Below are 14,748 nucleotides of genomic sequence, written 5' to 3' on the forward strand. Positions count from 1 at the left end.
GGTCATGGCTGGCCTATCTGCTGCGACGCTGGCCGAACACCGGTCAGCATATACGCGATGAGTTCTCTTACCGGGCGAATTTCGCTACCGAAGGGCAGGCTTTCCGAACCGCGAAAAAAAAGTCCGCGCTTGATATCGCCGTTCAGCGCGAAAGCAAGCTGAGTGTCGATACAAAACTGGCCCGCCTTGCTGTTCCCGTCACGCAAGCCGCACTGGTACAGGCAATCGAAGCCGACCGTGCATTTCCTGGGCTTTGCCAGGCGCTGCAACTTGGCTTCCTTGTCCAGATAGTTGTCCAGCCACGGTGTACGCACCGCACGCGCCGGCAGGCCGGCGACGCTCATGAAAGTCACGATGTCTTCCGGCCTGGCTTCGGTCAGGACTTTCTTGAAGTTGGCATGCGCGTCGCCCTCCACCGTCACGGCAAACGGCGTGCCGAGCTGGACCGCAGTCGCGCCCAACGCGAGCAGATCGCGCATTTGCGCATGACTATGAATACCGCCGGCGGTAATCAACGGAATGTTCTCGCGCTCGATGCCCAGCTCCTTGAACAATTCCAAGGCACCTTCCAGCACGACCGGAAAAGCGAAGTGAGGATCGTTGACATTCTCAGGGGACGATGCCCCGAGATGACCAGCCGCGTAGTGCGGATTCTCAATCACGATCGCATCCGGCAGCCGATTCTTGCGCATCCATTTTTTCAGCACCAGCGCAATCCCACGCACATCCGACAGAATCGGAATCAGCGCCAGATTCGGATAGTCGGCGGTCAACTCGGGCAAATCGAGCGGCAAGCCGGCGCCGACCACCACCGCATCCGCCCCGCTTTCGCAGGCCTGGCGAACATAGGCGGCGTACGCCGACACGGCGCGCATGATATTCACCGCCACCATGCCATTCCCGATGGCTATGTCCCTGGCGGCTTTGATCTCGCGATCCAGCGCAATCAGATTAACTGCATTGAGCAGGTCCTTGTCGCGCGACCGATCGGTTTGGGTCATCAAGTCTTTGTGGTGGCGGCGCAGATCGACGCTGGAGATGGTACCGATGGCGCCGCACCTGGCCACAGCGCCCGCCAACCGGTGTGCCGAAACGCCAACTCCCATCCCGCCCTGAACGATGGGCAGCAACGACTTTCCTTTCAGCTTGAGTAGTGCAAAGGCAGTCTGCAACACAGTGTTTTTTCCTATTCAGATATGCGCCGGGCGAATGAAAAAGACAGTCCACCGTTCGCTGCCATCACTATAGCCGCCAAGCAGCTAGAGATTCCTTAATGTAGATCAAGGATATGAGGCACACCTCGATGTCAGAATGCATCATTGTCAGTCGAGGGGTACTAATATGGATACGATCAGCCGTTACCTGAGCGCCGACCACGCGCGCTGTGATGCTATGTTTGCGCAATTGGAAGCCAGTGTCGGCGCAGGACAATGGAAACCGGCTGAAACCGGCTTCCAGTGCTTTCACCAGGCACTCGAACGGCATTTCCGTATGGAAGAAAGCGTCTTGTTCCCGACTTTTGAAGAAGCGACCAACAGCAGCAGCGGACCGACTGGCGTTATGCGCACGGAGCATCAGCATATTCGCATTATCCTGAGCCGTCTGTCCGATGCTATCGGGCAGCGCGATACGAATGATTTCTTCGGCTACGCCGATACCTTGCGTATCATGCTGCACCAGCACAATCTGAAAGAAGAAAGTATTCTGTACGCCATGACCGACCGCGTTTTGTCCGGCCGGCACGATCAGATCATCAATGCAATGGGTGTAGTCGGCAAGGTCTGCGTGCTCGATACCAGCGAGTGAGCATATGGAAAACGACATCAGCCTGGACGTCTGCGGACTTGAGCCACCCGAACCGATGGAACGCGTGCTGGAAGCACTGTCGCATCTGAACAAGAATCAGCGGCTGTGTATGTTGATCGACCGCGAGCCGCATCCTCTTTACCGCATTCTCGATAGCAACGGCTTTCTGCACAGCACGCATGCGCGGCCGGATTATCTGTACGAAATACTTATCTGGCTCAAAGCGTAATGCAGCGCGTTTTATCGTTCGATCAAACGCCGCCGTTGTCGGTTCCGCTACGATTTTTCCTCAGCGCGCCGCTTTTTTCCGTTGCCGCTGCAGTGTTATTGTTCTGGCAGGGGCCGGAGGCGCTGATATCGCGCTGGTCGCCGTCCACCCTGGCGCTGACCCATCTGGTGACACTCGGCTTCCTGGCCACATCGATGATCGGCGCCCTGATTCAGATCTTGCCGGTGGTCGGCGGCATCCTGATTCCCCGGCAGCAACTTAGCGCCGCTGCCGTGCATGCGCTGCTGACAGCCGGAACTGCGCTTCTGGCAAGCGCGTTCTGCTTGTCGCAGCCGGTTTTGTTCAAACTGGCGCTGCTGTTTCTGGTGCCGGCGTTTGCCTGGTTCCTGACTGCCTGTGCAGTTGGGCTCTGGCATGCGCACACGCCGAAAACGACTGCGACCGTTGTCGCCATCCGCCTGGCCGTCGCGGCATTGCTGGTGACCGTCATACTGGGCGCCGCGCTCGGCAGCGCATTTGCGTGGCCGCTAGCGCTGCCACTGACGCTCCTGACGGATTTGCACGTGCGCTGGGGCTTGCTGGGCTGGGTTGGTTTGCTGGTGATGGGTGTGGCTTTTCAGGTGGTGCCGATGTTTCAGGTGACCCCGCTTTATCCACGCCAGGTAACGCGCTGGCTGACATGGCCGCTGTTCCTGCTACTGGCGCTGTGGTCGCTTGCCGAAATAATTTTACCGCCGCAGTTGCAGTGGACCGCAACAGCGATAGCCGCAATGATCCTGGCCGGCTTCGCCGTGTTTGCGGTGACGACGCTTTACCTGTTGTGGCGCAGAAAGCGCCCCAAAGCCGACGCCACCACCCTATTCTGGCGCACAGCGATGGCCAGCCTGCTCGGCTGCGCCGCGCTCTGGATCATGCGGCCCTTCGTCCACCACGCGCCCGATTCGCTCACGCTGGGCGCGCTGTTCATGATGGGCTTTGCCACCTCGAGCATTAATGGCATGCTCTACAAAATCGTCCCCTTTTTACTGTGGTACCACTTGCAAAGCAAGATGGCGGCAGGTTGCAAGACCGTGCCAAACATTAAGCAGATCCTGCCTGACAGCGTCGCCGTAAAACAATTCTGGGCTCACCTCGCCGCGTTGCTGCTACTGGTTGCAGCCACAATTTGGCCCATGACGCTGGCACGCCCGGCCGCGCTCGCACTGTGTGTATCGGCGGGCTGGCTGGAGATCAATCTGTTGAATGCCATGCGGGTTTACCTGCGCGTCAAACGGTGTGCAGCGTTACCTCTGGTGGCTACGTAAGGTGAGATGCAATGTAGGGCGCAATAACATTGCGCCGAACGTGACCAACCGCCGCAGCCGGCGCAATACGCTACGCTATTGCGCCCTACGATTGCATCCCAGCGAAGTAATCGGCTGGACGCCGCAAATCGGGCCGAAGAGACATAAATTGCCTGTATCTGATATTGCGTAAAAGAGTCGTTAAAGATCAGTAGCTTGTCTTGTGTGCCTTAAGAGCATTTCGGTCGTCGTTATTTGAAACGGTGACTACTCCGTGGATGCTGGTCGGGCCACCCCCGGCTAGTATCCACGGAGCAGTAACCGTTTCAATTAACGACGACCGAACTGAATGGCGCAAATCGCTGTCTCTTAAGAGCCTACCCCTCGCGCCCATCGAGTCGTGGCCGAAACAAATAAGGCCCATACACGATCACATACAGCAGAAATGCAAGCGACCAACATACAGTGGCCACAATCAACCCGGCGTCGCGCATCCCGACCGTATCGAGCGCGGCCGCCACGCGCGCAACGGCGCCCACTTGAATCAAACCATACATCGCCAACTCAGCGTGTCCCGCTTTCAGCGGCCGTCCGGTGTGGCCTAGCGCGGTGCGCGTCATCATGCCAAGAATCAGCCCCGCCATCGAACCGACGGTCAACGCATGGAATGCGGCACTGGCCGATACCAGCTTCAGCGCAGCCAACGCAAGCAGGAAAAAGCCGATCGGTATCCAGCCATAAGACAAATGCAAAATCCACAGCAAAGGCACACGGAATGTGCGCTGCGGCTTCCAGCCCATCAGGCGCAGCAATGTCGCACATGCCGCTGCAGTCGCTAAAGCGGCGACAGCCGGTGCCGGCAACCCGAAGATCCACGCCAGGCTGGCACTCGCCATCAAGGCCAACGTTATCCGGTCGCGTTTGGGGTGCACGATAGGCTTGGTGCCGGGTGCCCCGTTACTGGTAAACATCGGAATGACGCGCGCGCCGATGACCGATTCGATCACAACGATAATCAGGATCGCGGCCTGTATCGGCAAGATCGGCGACAGCTTGATCCAGCCCAGGACAGCGCCATGGAACAGAGCATTCGCGATTGTCAGCAGCCCAAGCAGTCCAACCAGAAACAGGTTGCGCTTATTGCCTGCCTGTTGCAGCACGCGATACAAAGGCCACGCAGCAAACGGCAAGAATAGCAAGTCGATTACTGCTGCCAGCGCCGGCGGCGCGGTCAGCATGGCGACGCGGCCGGCGAGCCACAGCGCCGCCAACGCCGCCAGATGCGCTTTCCTTGGCGTCCATAGACCGGTCCAGGCGCGTACTGCGGTAAGCAGGAAACCGACCACGACGGCAACGGCCATGCCGAACACCATTTCATGCATATGCCAGCTCAGTCCGACCCGCGGCCATCCGGATATCCAACCGAAGTATTGCGCGATCCATAACGGCACGCTGAGCGCGGCGAACCCTGCGGCCAGCAGGTAAAACGGACGAAATCCGAGACGCCACAGCGGATGACCGGTAAAGGCGTGATGCTCAGACGCTTCGGGTTCTTCGACAGTTAGCAGGCTCATCGCTTTCTCGATATTTAAAAGATATATAGCACATACTACTTTTAAAAAACACTTTCTACATGTGCTGCACCCGGCGACTTGATGTGGATCAAGCTTCACCGGATTATTCTTTGAAATAGCCACTCGTCGCTAGACTGACGACACGTCGTAGCTTACGCTAACAACACGTGATCGAAAAAACAGAGCGATGCCAATAGCCGCGATTGTGCGCTGTCCGGCACGCTTGCTCCACTGCGGCGAGCGCCGTCGCAAACTATTTACTCAACCACAAGGATGATATGCAAACCGAAGTAATGAAGGTGCAAGGGATCAACGGTGAGGGTTGTGCCGACAATATAACGCGCGCACTGGAAGCGGTCGAGGGGGTCCGTGACATACAAGTATCATTGGCGGCCAATCGGGCAAAGGTACAGTTCGATGAACGCCTGACGTCGCCCCAACAGCTGCATGAGGCACTCCTGCATGCAGGCTACCGCGTCGAGACAACGCCGCCCGCCGCTGACAAGCGCAGCGGCTGCTGCGGTGGTTGCGGCGGCTAACAGCCATTTCAGTAGCGCGTATATTTGGAGCATTCATGGCATTTTTGCAAGGCAAAAAAATCCTGGTCACAGGCTTGTTGTCCAATCGTTCCATAGCCTATGGCATTGCACAAGCCTGCAAGCGAGAAGGCGCCGAGTTGGCCTTCACCTATGTCGGCGCGCGCTTCAGGGAGCGCATTGCCGATTTCGCCAAGGAATTCGGCAGCGACCTGATTTTTGATTGCGATGTCGGCAGCGACGACCAAATCAATGCGCTATTCACTGACCTCGGCAAATCCTGGGATCACCTTGATGGTCTGGTGCATGCGATTGGATTTGCGCCACGCGACGCAATTAACGGGGATTTTCTGGAAGGATTGTCACGCGAAGGATTCAAGATCGCGCACGATATATCGGCATACAGCTTCCCAGCGATGGCGAAAGCCGCATTGCCGATGCTGCGCCCGAATTCCGCGCTGCTGACACTGACCTATATGGGTTCTATCCGCGCCGCCCCTCACTACAATACGATGGGACTGGCCAAGGCCTCGCTTGAAGCGAGCATTCTTTATCTGGCGGAGTCGCTCGGCCCCAAAGGTATTCGCGTCAACGGCATTTCGGCCGGTCCGATCAAAACCCTCGCGGCCAGCGGCATCAAGGATTTCGGCAAGTTGCTCGGCCTGGCCGCCGCCAACGCACCGCTGCGCCGCAATGTGACCATTGAAGAGGTCGGCAATACTGCAGCATTCCTGCTGTCAGACCTCGCAGCCGGCATTACCAGCGAGATCACCTATGTGGACGGTGGTTTTTCACAGGTGATGGCATGTCATGGCGCTGAGTAAAAAATAGAGCGCGGACGCCGCTATGTCTTGCTGCAATTGCGCGACCAATTCCTCGGGCACATCCAAACCAACATATTTGCTAAACTCTTTCATGGCCTGCCCCCTCAATTTTGGCTCTGAGCCTAAGGTTGAAAAACCCCAAGCTTAATCCACGTCGCTTGAGGTGCGGCAGGTCAATACATTCTGTCTAGCGGATAGTCACCAGTTCTTCGGCATTAGTCGGATGGATAGCCACGGTATCCTGAAAATCCTTCAGTGTCGCCCCCATGCGAATCGCCACGGCAAAACCTTGCAGCATCTCATCCGCGCCGTCGCCAATAATGTGGCAGCCGACTACGCGCTGATCCTCACCGGCGAGAACAAGCTTCATTTCACTATGGACGCGCCGTTCGGTCAACGCGTAATAGATCGGGACAAACGTCGTTGTCTTTACCTCGATAATCGGGTGTTGCGCACGTGCCTGCGCTTCCGTGAGGCCAACTGTGCCGATTGGCGGATGCGAAAAAACGACCGTAGGGATATTCTCATAGTTCAAATGCCTCTCTGGCTGGGCGCCGAAGAGACGGTCGGCCAAGCGCCGCCCAGCGGCAATTGCCACCGGCGTGAGTGCCTGGCGACCGGTAACGTCGCCGATGGCATGTATCGTTGCCACTGCAGTGCGCTGATAGCCATCGGTGCGCAGGAACCCCTCTGCATCGGTGACTAGTCCGGCGCGCTCCAGCTGCAATCCGGCGGTGGCAGGTTCACGTCCGATGGTCCAGAACACGGCGTCGTACGGTCCAAAACAGCGGCCGTCGTCAGCCATCAGCGTTATCCCGTTGCTGCAGCGTTCCAGGCTCTTGGGAACGACCCCTGTATGAAAACAGACACCGGATGACGTCATTTCGCGCATCAGCGCGGTCTGAATCATCGGGTCGAAATCGCGCAGCACCGCGTCGCGTCGCAGCAATTGATCGACACGCGATCCAAACGCACGCAATACGCCAGCCAGCTCAACCGCCACGTAACCGCTGCCGATGACCGCCACCCGCTCCGGCCTGACATCCAGTGCGAAGAAATCGTCGGAGGTCAGACCAAGATGCTGACCCGGGATTGGCGGCCGCGTGGGCTGCCCACCTGTCGCAACGACGATCTGATCCGCCGTGTAAAGGCGGTCACCCACGCGCACCGTGCGTGCATCCTCGAAAACCGCGTAGCCTTCGATGTGGGCGACGCCTTTCCGGTCAATATTGCGTGCGTAGATACCGTTCAGCCGCGTGATATAGGCATCGCGTCGCCGCCGCATTTCAGCCCAATCGACGCGAGCCGACGGAAGTTCGATGCCATAGCCAGTCGCATCCCGCGCACCTTCGACGAGGTGCGCGGCGTGCCACAACACCTTTTTGGGAACGCATCCGACATTGACGCAAGTACCGCCCAGTGGCCCCGGCTCGATGAGCGCAGCGCGCGCGCCATATTCGGCGGCACGCTGTGCGACCGCCAAACCGCCGCTGCCACCGCCGATGGCGATGAGATCGTAGTGATTCGTGGTCATTGCTTAAAACCGGTATACAACGCCGGCCTGAATCAGCACCGGGTTAAGGCGTACTGAGGCGGTTGCGGGAGTCGCTCCGATCATCCCGCTGGCAGAGGTCTTGAGAAATATCTTCTTGACGTCTATGAACACGCCCCAGCGTTCGTTGATCGCTACATCGAAACCCGTTTGCAGCACCGAACCAAACGCACTCTTCACGTTAAACGAGGTCAACGCGCCATCTTTTCGGGAGAGTACCATCGTGTAATTGATACCGGCGCCAACGTAGGGCCGAAACCGGCCCAACCCGTCGAAAGCCCATGTCGCCGAAAGTACCGCCGGAGCGTATGTCAGCTTTCCGAGCGTGCCGGCAGCGGCCAGCGTGCCGGTGCCGGTTACCGTGGTCGTCGGCGGCACACCCATGGTAAATCGCGCAGCAAGATTGGGCGTCAGGTCGTAGCCGACCTCAACGCCTAGCGTCGTATTATTACTGGTCTGGACGCTCCCGCCGGGAACGGTTTGACCGCCGATTTTTACCTCCGCCCCCGTGTTGAACAAGACCCCGACCGGACCGACGTGGGCCCACCACGGACTTGGCAGTGTTTGAGAAATCGTTTGGGCGATCGCCCCGCCCGATGCGGCGGTTAGCAGCGCCGCGACAACAACTGTGATTTTTTTTATATGATTCATATCTGTCTCCTATTAAGTACGACAAGTAGCGTTTGGATACCAAGCTTGCAAGCGTCAACCGAAGCGATCAAAAAACACCCGCTCGGCACGGGCTCTCCCCGTGCCAACAAAGTCACGCAATACGCTATCGATGAGTCCGGGTGGCCCCGCCATGTAGAGATCGCCCGTCAGAACGGCGCCGATATCCTGGGCCATCACCGCACCCAGCATGCCGATGCGGGCACTGGCCGGATCGGCATCCGACGCGCGCATCAGGACCAGATTCACGTTCAGATTCGGAAAGGTGCGGCGTGCCTCTTCGATCTCATCCAGCCAGAACAGGTCCTTGGCGCTATTGACACCAAAGTACAGATGTGTGCGGCGATCGGGCCAGCGCTGCAAGGCTGCCTGTCCGATTGACCATACTGGTGCAAGCCCAGATCCCCCCGCGAGCAGTACGATGTCGCCTTCGCCGTCATCGCGTAACCAGGCACGACCATAGGGGCCATCGACGCCCAGCACCTGTCCCGCGGAGACTGTTTCAAACAGATACGTACTGGCCGCGCCTGTCGGCTTGCGTTTTATGATGAATGCGAGACGCCCATCATCGGTTGGCAGGTTAGCCATCGAATACGCGCGCCGAAAGACGCCGCCACCCAGATCGAAAAGCATGAACTGACCCGGACGGAAGTCCACCGCATGTTCCATTTCAAGCACCAGATGCGCCACATCGTGGTTCAGCATGCGTATGCTGTGCACCCGTCCCAACTGCTTGCGTGGCCGTGTCGGCAAAGACTCACCACCTGGCTTTATCTGAATTACGCAATCCCCACTGACGATACTTTGGCAGCAAAGAATGCGGTCACCCTTGCGCCGGTCACGCTCGCTCAGGCCCGTGGCGTCCGGCCAGAGCGAGATGACTTTGCCATCCACAAGACGCGCCCGGCAACTACCGCAACTACCGCTCGCGCATTCATACGGCAAGTCAATCCCAGCAGCCAGCGCGGCTGAAAGTATGGTCTGGCCAGGTGCGCAGCCAAAGCGCACGCCGTCAGATTCCAGGCGAACAGAGGCCAGCGCGGCCTCAAACACCGTGTTTGTATGTTCCATAGTTACTCCGGGCGATAGGTCAGCCGTGCAGCTCCAGCCCGGCATCCGACAAGAATGCGGTCCATTCGGCGGTAACCCGATGTTCAACATCCGTTACCTTCGAAACAGGAGCATGGCGTGCCAGCAGACGGCTCGCGGCGTGGATTATCTCTAGGCCGCAAGGACGCCACTTTGAAAAGTGCATGCGCAGCACCTCCGCGTTGGCAACGTCAGCTTTGATGATTGCCTGACAGGCATCGACGGTCCAGCGGCGGCTGCGCTGGGCGTCCAGAAACAGATTTTCTGCAATCAGCGCGTCGAGTTCATCGCCGTGTTCGCGCGATATGGCCGCAAAGACTCTCAAGAACAGTTCATCGACCAGCGGTTTGACGACGAGATTCAAGGCGACAAAAGCCTCGTCCCAATCGTACGTCACCATGAGCGTCTCTACTGCCTTGCGCAAAGGTTGCCAGTCGCCATCGTCCTGCCACGTCGTACGCTCCCGCGCGCCGAAGCCGTCCTCTGGATGCGCATTAGCGAGCTGCCGCGTACGATACGCTACGCGCTGCACACGACGTAGCTGATCGGCGGTCTGGAACGCTGCACAGTTGGCGACATAGCTGGAGCGCGCAAGCTGCTGGAGATACGCCGAAATCATTTGCAGGCCGTGCCCGAGATAGCGTGCCGGGCTCAACGCCGATGCGAGGAATGCTACGCAGTCCGGGCTCAGCGTCCGGTCGCTCTCGACCACATCGCTATATTGCTGCAGCAGGCCGTCGATATAGGTCTCCTGCTGATCCATCGCCTGCGTGTATTTCCGATAGGTCATTTGGTCAGGATCGCGAAAGGCGTCCAACGCATCAAGGCGCAGTGCAACGCTGTCGCGGTGTCGCAGCAGCCACTGATTTCCGTGCACCTGCGGCCCCATTTCAAGAGGCACTGCTCCGACGGTGTGATTCATGTTGTGAGTGACTACCTCGTAGTCGCTCGGTTTGCGTCCGAGATTGCCAAAGCTCGACCACGTTTTCGATTTGCGCGTGCGAAGTACGGCGGGCGCGGCTGGGTTCGTCATGGTTTGTCTCCAATCATTATTTTATTTGTAGTACGTTATGACCATGCTCAGGATTTGAAGAACCACCGGTATTCGCGGTCGCTCGTCTGCATACGACCGGCAAACGATGGCATTTCAATTTCCAGCATGGCAAGATCGAAATTGCGGCCGAGGCAGAGTTCGAGACTGGCGCGGGTCAACCGACAGTCCATGAGCGTATGGATGTGCATGTAGTCACCGCGATCGGTGACGAATACATCACGACCGGGGTTGTCCTGTTCGACTGCGTCGATCACTGCCTCGGCAATATCCCCGCTCCGCATAATGGGACCGACCGAGTCGTAATGGACAACATCAGTCATGAAAACGCGCGTTGTTGACATCTGGTTCTCCTCAATTGAAACTTCATTCGCCGTCAGCGATGTCGGCAATCCACACCTTGCCATCGACGATCCGCAGCGGAAACCGGCGCAAGCATTCGCCAGCCGGATTGATACTCTTGCCGCTGCAAGCATCGAAACTCCATTGGTGTGCACGGCAGGTCAGCACGTTGCCGGTCAGGTCGCCCTCAACCAACGCCACACTCTGATGGGGGCAGATACCTTCGAACGCATGCAGTTGTCCATCGACGTTGACCACGACGACTTCATTCGCGCCTACGTCGAAACACTCCATCTCCCCTATCCACAGATCTTCCGCCGCGCACACTTCAACGAAAGTACGATTGTCAATTTCCGGCATCATCTTCTCCTTTAGGCCAGCCACTGGACCGTGACCCATTCGAGCGGCTTGAGCCCTGTCTCGGCAATTACCTGGGATAACGGTTTGTTGGCAGATACCAGTTGCTCGCCGATCTGAATGCGGTAACCTTTGTCGCCGGGGCGATCCGGCACGCGTCGCCCAACGGTGTGGACTGCAATTTTTTCCGCTACCTGTTGCATCAGGTCGTCGGTATCGACAGCCACCAGATGCGGCACGAAGTCACCTCTAAATAGGCCGTATATCGGGAATAGCGCCATCATTCATCTCCTTTTTTTAGCCGCACTTCAGGCCACTTTGTGGTTCGGTGACATGTATTCCTGCGCCCAACTGTAGGCGTAAGCATCGTCACCCATGACGCCAGGCGTGATGCCCATCCATTCCAGGCCCCCGGCAAGATTCATCGGTTGAATTTCTCCGAGGAGGAAACGATCGATCACGTTGGTGTGACCCGCATAGCGTTCCGGCTCGCTGTCAAAGATCCATTTCGACACGTCTGAGTCGAAGTTATAGAGGCGCCCCTTGTATTCGCTCGTGTACATCTTCAGGTGGTGCCGATCCCAAGCGGAGCCGAGCGGCAACTGCGTGATGTTGCACAGGGCGGGCAATGTCTCGGGAAAGGTCTTCGCCATGTCGCCGCGGTTGACATTGGCAATGACCTCGTCCCACAAGCCGCCCCAGCTATCCTCCCAGCTGGGGTACTTTTCATTGAGCCATTTGCGCTCTGCTTTCGAGACCCCGGCATTCGGCTTCCAGAACAGCGTCGGCCGCCAGAACCAGGTGCCTATATGCATTGCGTGATGTCCGTGATCAAGGCATTGCAGGAAAGTCTCCCAGTACCACGGCTTCTGCAACCCGTAATCCTTCATCGTGCGTTCGTGATGGTGCACGACCCATTCGAGCATGAACTCCTTAAAGGACATCTTGCGCTGGGACACCGGCGTGTAATAGTCCATCGCCGTGCCGGTCAAGGTCTGGAACAGCCGGAACGAGCGCCAGAAGGAGACGTCGAAGACATACTGCGCACGCTTTGGATCGTGCTTCATCAGTACCTCAAGCGTCGGGAATCCTAATTGCGCATGGCGTGCTTCGTCGGTCTGAATGCTCGACAACAGATTGGAAAAATCGACGTCGCCCGCCTCCATCGCGTCAGCGGCCAGCGCAACGAACTGGATGTTCGTGAAACCGTGTTCGACAACCAGGCTGGTCGCCATTGCCGCCTCGACGCAGTTCGCGTTCAGCATCCAGTCGTCGAAGAAATTCTTTACCGCCAGCACACCCCACTCGTTGGTGTGGAACGCCTTGTTGCACCAGTCGAAACGTTCATCGTGCTTGAGCAAGTCGTGCGAAAAGGCGAGATCGAGCTGCGCGTGGCGAACCTCGTCGAGCATGCCGTACACACCCAGATTGCGCCAACGCGGGGTGGGGGCGAAGCGACAAAAACGGCTCTGCATCGTTACCGCCATCTGCTCGACCATGCAGGTGGTTCCCATGTGTAACTGCGACGATGCGGTGTGACCGGGATCGAGTTTTTCGTAGATGTTTGCGCGCTTGAGCGCCTCCCGCACCGCATGCGCACCCGACTCCTTTTCCCGCTGGACGCGAACATAGTCGCGGTAAGTTACCCGATACGGTTCGTCCCATTCGTTCCAAGCCTCTGCGGGCACCGAACCAACACCGGTCCACGCATCGGGAAAAGCCTCCTTTTGGTCAACATAGGAAAGCGTCCAATCGACATCTCGCGCAATGTCGTACCAATCGTCACGTTCTAGCAAAGCCATTTTTGTCTCCTCGTTTTAGGCAACCTCTAAAAACCTACTGCACGAACCAATCTCGAATTTGCGATGCTCACCGTACTCTCGTACGGCTGCGCTTCTCAATCCGACCTTGGCCCGTTCGCTACGGTTTTTAGAGGTGCCCTTTAGTAACAACATTCACACTTGACGCTTAGCGGTCATTAGGAGCGCTTTACGTTCAACACCTGTATCGAGGTATATTCCTCAAGTCCGAGACGACCGATTTCGACACCGATCCCCGAGCCCTTGATCCCGCCAAAGGGAATGTCAAGTCCCATCGCCGGGTGCTGGTTAACCCAGGCGCCTCCCGCATCCAGACGGGCAGCAAGGTCCGCCGCCCGCTCTACATCTGCACCCCAGACCGAACCGCCCAGTCCATACTCGCCATCATTGGCAAGGCGCAGCGCATCCTCTTCATCATCGAACGGCGTGATGCTGAGCACAGGGCCGAAGACCTCTTCCCGGACCACGCGCATCTCTGGTGTAACGTCAGTCAGGATGACGATGGGCAGAAACAGCCCCGGACCGGATGGCACCGGGCCCTGATACAAGACCTTCGCACCTGCGGTGATTGCCTCGTCGACCATTGCCCGGACCAGATCGTATTGCGCTTTGTTCTGGATGGGACCAATGTCCACGCCATCTTGCGTGCCTGGTCCGACTTTGACCGTGGCGGCGAACTTGACCAACGCGTCGCACACCGCCTGATAGACACTGCGGTGCACGTACATGCGTTTCAGCGCCGCGCACACCTGACCGCAGTTAGAGAATTTCGCCCAGAACAAGTCCGCCGCGATCTTCAAAGGATCAACGTCATCTAGCACGATACCGGCATCGTTTCCACCAAGCTCCAGCGTCAAGCGCTTGAGATTGCTCGCTGCACTGGCCATGATCCGTTTACCGGTTGGTCCGGATCCGGTAAACGAAATCTTGCGGATAGCAGGATGCTCCGTCATCCAGGCACCCAGTTCGTTGCCGCCCGACACCACGTTGACCACGCCGGGAGGAAAAATGTCTTGCGCCAGCATGCCAAGTTTCAAAGTGCCGACTGGCGTATAAGGCGATGGTTTAAGCACCACAGTGTTGCCGGTCAATACCGCGGGGACGATCTTCCACATCGCCAGCAGCACGGGGTAGTTCCACGCGGTAATCGCGCCAACCACGCCCAGTGGCCGGCGCCGCACTTCGACGTGCTGTTCCGGCGTGTCGCGCAAGACCTCGTGCTGCATGTCCACCGCCGCATAACCACGGGAAAAGAACACCGCCGAATTGATTTCACTGCGCGACTTGGCTAAGGGTTTCCCCTGCTCGCGGGTGATCAGATCTGCGAGTTCGTCGGCATGCTTGACAACGTGTTCGATAAAGGCGGTCACCAAGGCCCGTCGTTGGTCGCCCGGCGTTGCGCTCCAGGAGGTAAACGCACGTTGCGCTGCGGCGATTGCTTCTTCGAGTTGTGCACGCGTGCAATCAGGTACGGTCGTAAATGACGCGTTGGTGGCAGGATCGATGACGTCAAGGCGACGCGGACTGTCGACTTGCTTGCCGTCAATCGTCATCTGCAGGTGGAGGGTAGCTGGCTGGTTCATGATGTTTCGTCCTATAGGTATGCGTAGATCATT

16 protein-coding genes are annotated in these 14,748 nt (G+C 57.9%); 5 read left to right on the forward strand and 11 right to left on the reverse strand.

What is annotated here, in order from left to right; genetic code table 11:
- Positions 1-2: 2 nt before the first annotated feature.
- Entirely contained in the window at positions 3-1,175 is a 1,173-nt protein-coding gene (locus AC3CHX_RS13695) for an NAD(P)H-dependent flavin oxidoreductase (RefSeq protein ID WP_488644548.1), read from the reverse strand.
- Positions 1,176-1,341: 166 nt separating this feature from the next.
- Between AC3CHX_RS13695 and AC3CHX_RS13700 the strand changes: the two genes are divergently transcribed.
- The 3 genes from AC3CHX_RS13700 to AC3CHX_RS13710 are packed head-to-tail and all read left to right on the forward strand — an operon-like array spanning position 1,342 to position 3,339.
- Positions 1,342-1,806, forward strand: a complete 465-nt coding sequence (locus tag AC3CHX_RS13700; RefSeq protein ID WP_488644549.1) for a hemerythrin domain-containing protein — start codon at positions 1,342-1,344, stop codon at positions 1,804-1,806.
- A 4-nt stretch (positions 1,807-1,810) separates the two neighbouring features.
- Positions 1,811-2,035: a DUF2249 domain-containing protein gene (locus AC3CHX_RS13705; protein ID WP_488644550.1), complete on the forward strand. Its 225-nt coding sequence runs from the start codon at positions 1,811-1,813 to the stop codon at positions 2,033-2,035.
- Positions 2,035-3,339, forward strand: coding sequence for a hypothetical protein (locus AC3CHX_RS13710; protein WP_488644551.1), 1,305 nt, complete (start codon positions 2,035-2,037; stop codon positions 3,337-3,339). Before AC3CHX_RS13705 ends, AC3CHX_RS13710 begins: the two co-directional genes overlap by 1 nt.
- A gap of 356 nt (positions 3,340-3,695) precedes the next feature.
- On the opposite strand, the gene AC3CHX_RS13715 is transcribed toward AC3CHX_RS13710, so the two are convergent.
- Positions 3,696-4,892, reverse strand: a complete 1,197-nt coding sequence (locus AC3CHX_RS13715) for an NnrS family protein (RefSeq protein ID WP_488644552.1) — start codon at positions 4,890-4,892, stop codon at positions 3,696-3,698.
- A gap of 278 nt (positions 4,893-5,170) precedes the next feature.
- Here AC3CHX_RS13715 and AC3CHX_RS13720 point away from each other — a divergent pair, with 278 nt between their 5' ends.
- Positions 5,171-5,431 carry a heavy-metal-associated domain-containing protein gene (locus AC3CHX_RS13720; protein WP_488644553.1) on the forward strand — a complete coding sequence of 87 codons (261 nt, stop codon included), beginning with the start codon at positions 5,171-5,173 and terminating at the stop codon, positions 5,429-5,431.
- Positions 5,432-5,466: 35 nt separating this feature from the next.
- Positions 5,467-6,252, forward strand: coding sequence for an enoyl-ACP reductase FabI (fabI, locus tag AC3CHX_RS13725; protein WP_488644554.1), 786 nt, complete (start codon positions 5,467-5,469; stop codon positions 6,250-6,252).
- 187 nt (positions 6,253-6,439) lie between these two features.
- On the opposite strand, the gene gorA is transcribed toward fabI, so the two are convergent.
- From gorA to AC3CHX_RS13770, 9 genes are all read right to left on the reverse strand, one after another.
- The gene (gorA, locus tag AC3CHX_RS13730; protein ID WP_488644555.1) at positions 6,440-7,786 is read right to left on the reverse strand and encodes a glutathione-disulfide reductase; all 1,347 of its coding nucleotides are present in this window, start codon (positions 7,784-7,786) and stop codon (positions 6,440-6,442) included.
- Between the two features lie 3 nt (positions 7,787-7,789).
- Positions 7,790-8,455 (reverse strand): OmpW/AlkL family protein, encoded by a 666-nt coding sequence (locus tag AC3CHX_RS13735; RefSeq protein WP_488644556.1) that lies wholly within the window; start codon positions 8,453-8,455, stop codon positions 7,790-7,792.
- Positions 8,456-8,509: 54 nt separating this feature from the next.
- Complete coding sequence (locus AC3CHX_RS13740; protein WP_488644557.1) at positions 8,510-9,544, reverse strand: 2Fe-2S iron-sulfur cluster-binding protein; 1,035 nt, start codon at positions 9,542-9,544, stop codon at positions 8,510-8,512.
- 19 nt (positions 9,545-9,563) lie between these two features.
- On the reverse strand, positions 9,564-10,595 hold the full coding sequence (locus AC3CHX_RS13745; RefSeq protein ID WP_488644558.1) for a ferritin family protein: 1,032 nt from the start codon (positions 10,593-10,595) through the stop codon (positions 9,564-9,566).
- Positions 10,596-10,642: 47 nt separating this feature from the next.
- Positions 10,643-10,957, reverse strand: coding sequence for an MmoB/DmpM family protein (locus tag AC3CHX_RS13750; RefSeq protein ID WP_488644559.1), 315 nt, complete (start codon positions 10,955-10,957; stop codon positions 10,643-10,645).
- 22 nt (positions 10,958-10,979) lie between these two features.
- Positions 10,980-11,318: a Rieske 2Fe-2S domain-containing protein gene (locus AC3CHX_RS13755; RefSeq protein WP_488644560.1), complete on the reverse strand. Its 339-nt coding sequence runs from the start codon at positions 11,316-11,318 to the stop codon at positions 10,980-10,982.
- A gap of 8 nt (positions 11,319-11,326) precedes the next feature.
- Positions 11,327-11,593 carry a toluene-4-monooxygenase system B family protein gene (locus AC3CHX_RS13760; RefSeq protein WP_488644821.1) on the reverse strand — a complete coding sequence of 89 codons (267 nt, stop codon included), beginning with the start codon at positions 11,591-11,593 and terminating at the stop codon, positions 11,327-11,329.
- Between the two features lie 27 nt (positions 11,594-11,620).
- Positions 11,621-13,114: a YHS domain-containing protein gene (locus AC3CHX_RS13765; RefSeq protein WP_488644561.1), complete on the reverse strand. Its 1,494-nt coding sequence runs from the start codon at positions 13,112-13,114 to the stop codon at positions 11,621-11,623.
- A 176-nt stretch (positions 13,115-13,290) separates the two neighbouring features.
- Entirely contained in the window at positions 13,291-14,715 is a 1,425-nt protein-coding gene (locus tag AC3CHX_RS13770; RefSeq protein ID WP_488644562.1) for an aldehyde dehydrogenase family protein, read from the reverse strand.
- Positions 14,716-14,748: the final 33 nt, after the last annotated feature.

This window comes from Glaciimonas sp. OK215 (assembly GCF_057787885.1).

Bases quoted from the DNA above. Each gene is read 5' to 3' on its own strand.
- AC3CHX_RS13715 (WP_488644552.1), bottom strand. From the start codon at position 4,892: ATGAGCCTGCTAACTGTCGAAGAACCCGAAGCGTCTGAGCATCACGCC.
- AC3CHX_RS13750 (WP_488644559.1), bottom strand. From the start codon at position 10,957: ATGTCAACAACGCGCGTTTTCATGACTGATGTTGTCCATTACGACTCG.
- AC3CHX_RS13760 (WP_488644821.1), bottom strand. From the start codon at position 11,593: ATGGCGCTATTCCCGATATACGGCCTATTTAGAGGTGACTTCGTGCCG.
- AC3CHX_RS13765 (WP_488644561.1), bottom strand. From the start codon at position 13,114: ATGGCTTTGCTAGAACGTGACGATTGGTACGACATTGCGCGAGATGTC.
- AC3CHX_RS13755 (WP_488644560.1), bottom strand. From the start codon at position 11,318: ATGATGCCGGAAATTGACAATCGTACTTTCGTTGAAGTGTGCGCGGCG.
- AC3CHX_RS13740 (WP_488644557.1), bottom strand. From the start codon at position 9,544: ATGGAACATACAAACACGGTGTTTGAGGCCGCGCTGGCCTCTGTTCGC.
- fabI (WP_488644554.1), top strand. From the start codon at position 5,467: ATGGCATTTTTGCAAGGCAAAAAAATCCTGGTCACAGGCTTGTTGTCC.
- AC3CHX_RS13710 (WP_488644551.1), top strand. From the start codon at position 2,035: ATGCAGCGCGTTTTATCGTTCGATCAAACGCCGCCGTTGTCGGTTCCG.
- AC3CHX_RS13735 (WP_488644556.1), bottom strand. From the start codon at position 8,455: ATGAATCATATAAAAAAAATCACAGTTGTTGTCGCGGCGCTGCTAACC.
- AC3CHX_RS13770 (WP_488644562.1), bottom strand. From the start codon at position 14,715: ATGAACCAGCCAGCTACCCTCCACCTGCAGATGACGATTGACGGCAAG.
- AC3CHX_RS13720 (WP_488644553.1), top strand. From the start codon at position 5,171: ATGCAAACCGAAGTAATGAAGGTGCAAGGGATCAACGGTGAGGGTTGT.
- AC3CHX_RS13705 (WP_488644550.1), top strand. From the start codon at position 1,811: ATGGAAAACGACATCAGCCTGGACGTCTGCGGACTTGAGCCACCCGAA.
- AC3CHX_RS13745 (WP_488644558.1), bottom strand. From the start codon at position 10,595: ATGACGAACCCAGCCGCGCCCGCCGTACTTCGCACGCGCAAATCGAAA.
- gorA (WP_488644555.1), bottom strand. From the start codon at position 7,786: ATGACCACGAATCACTACGATCTCATCGCCATCGGCGGTGGCAGCGGC.
- AC3CHX_RS13700 (WP_488644549.1), top strand. From the start codon at position 1,342: ATGGATACGATCAGCCGTTACCTGAGCGCCGACCACGCGCGCTGTGAT.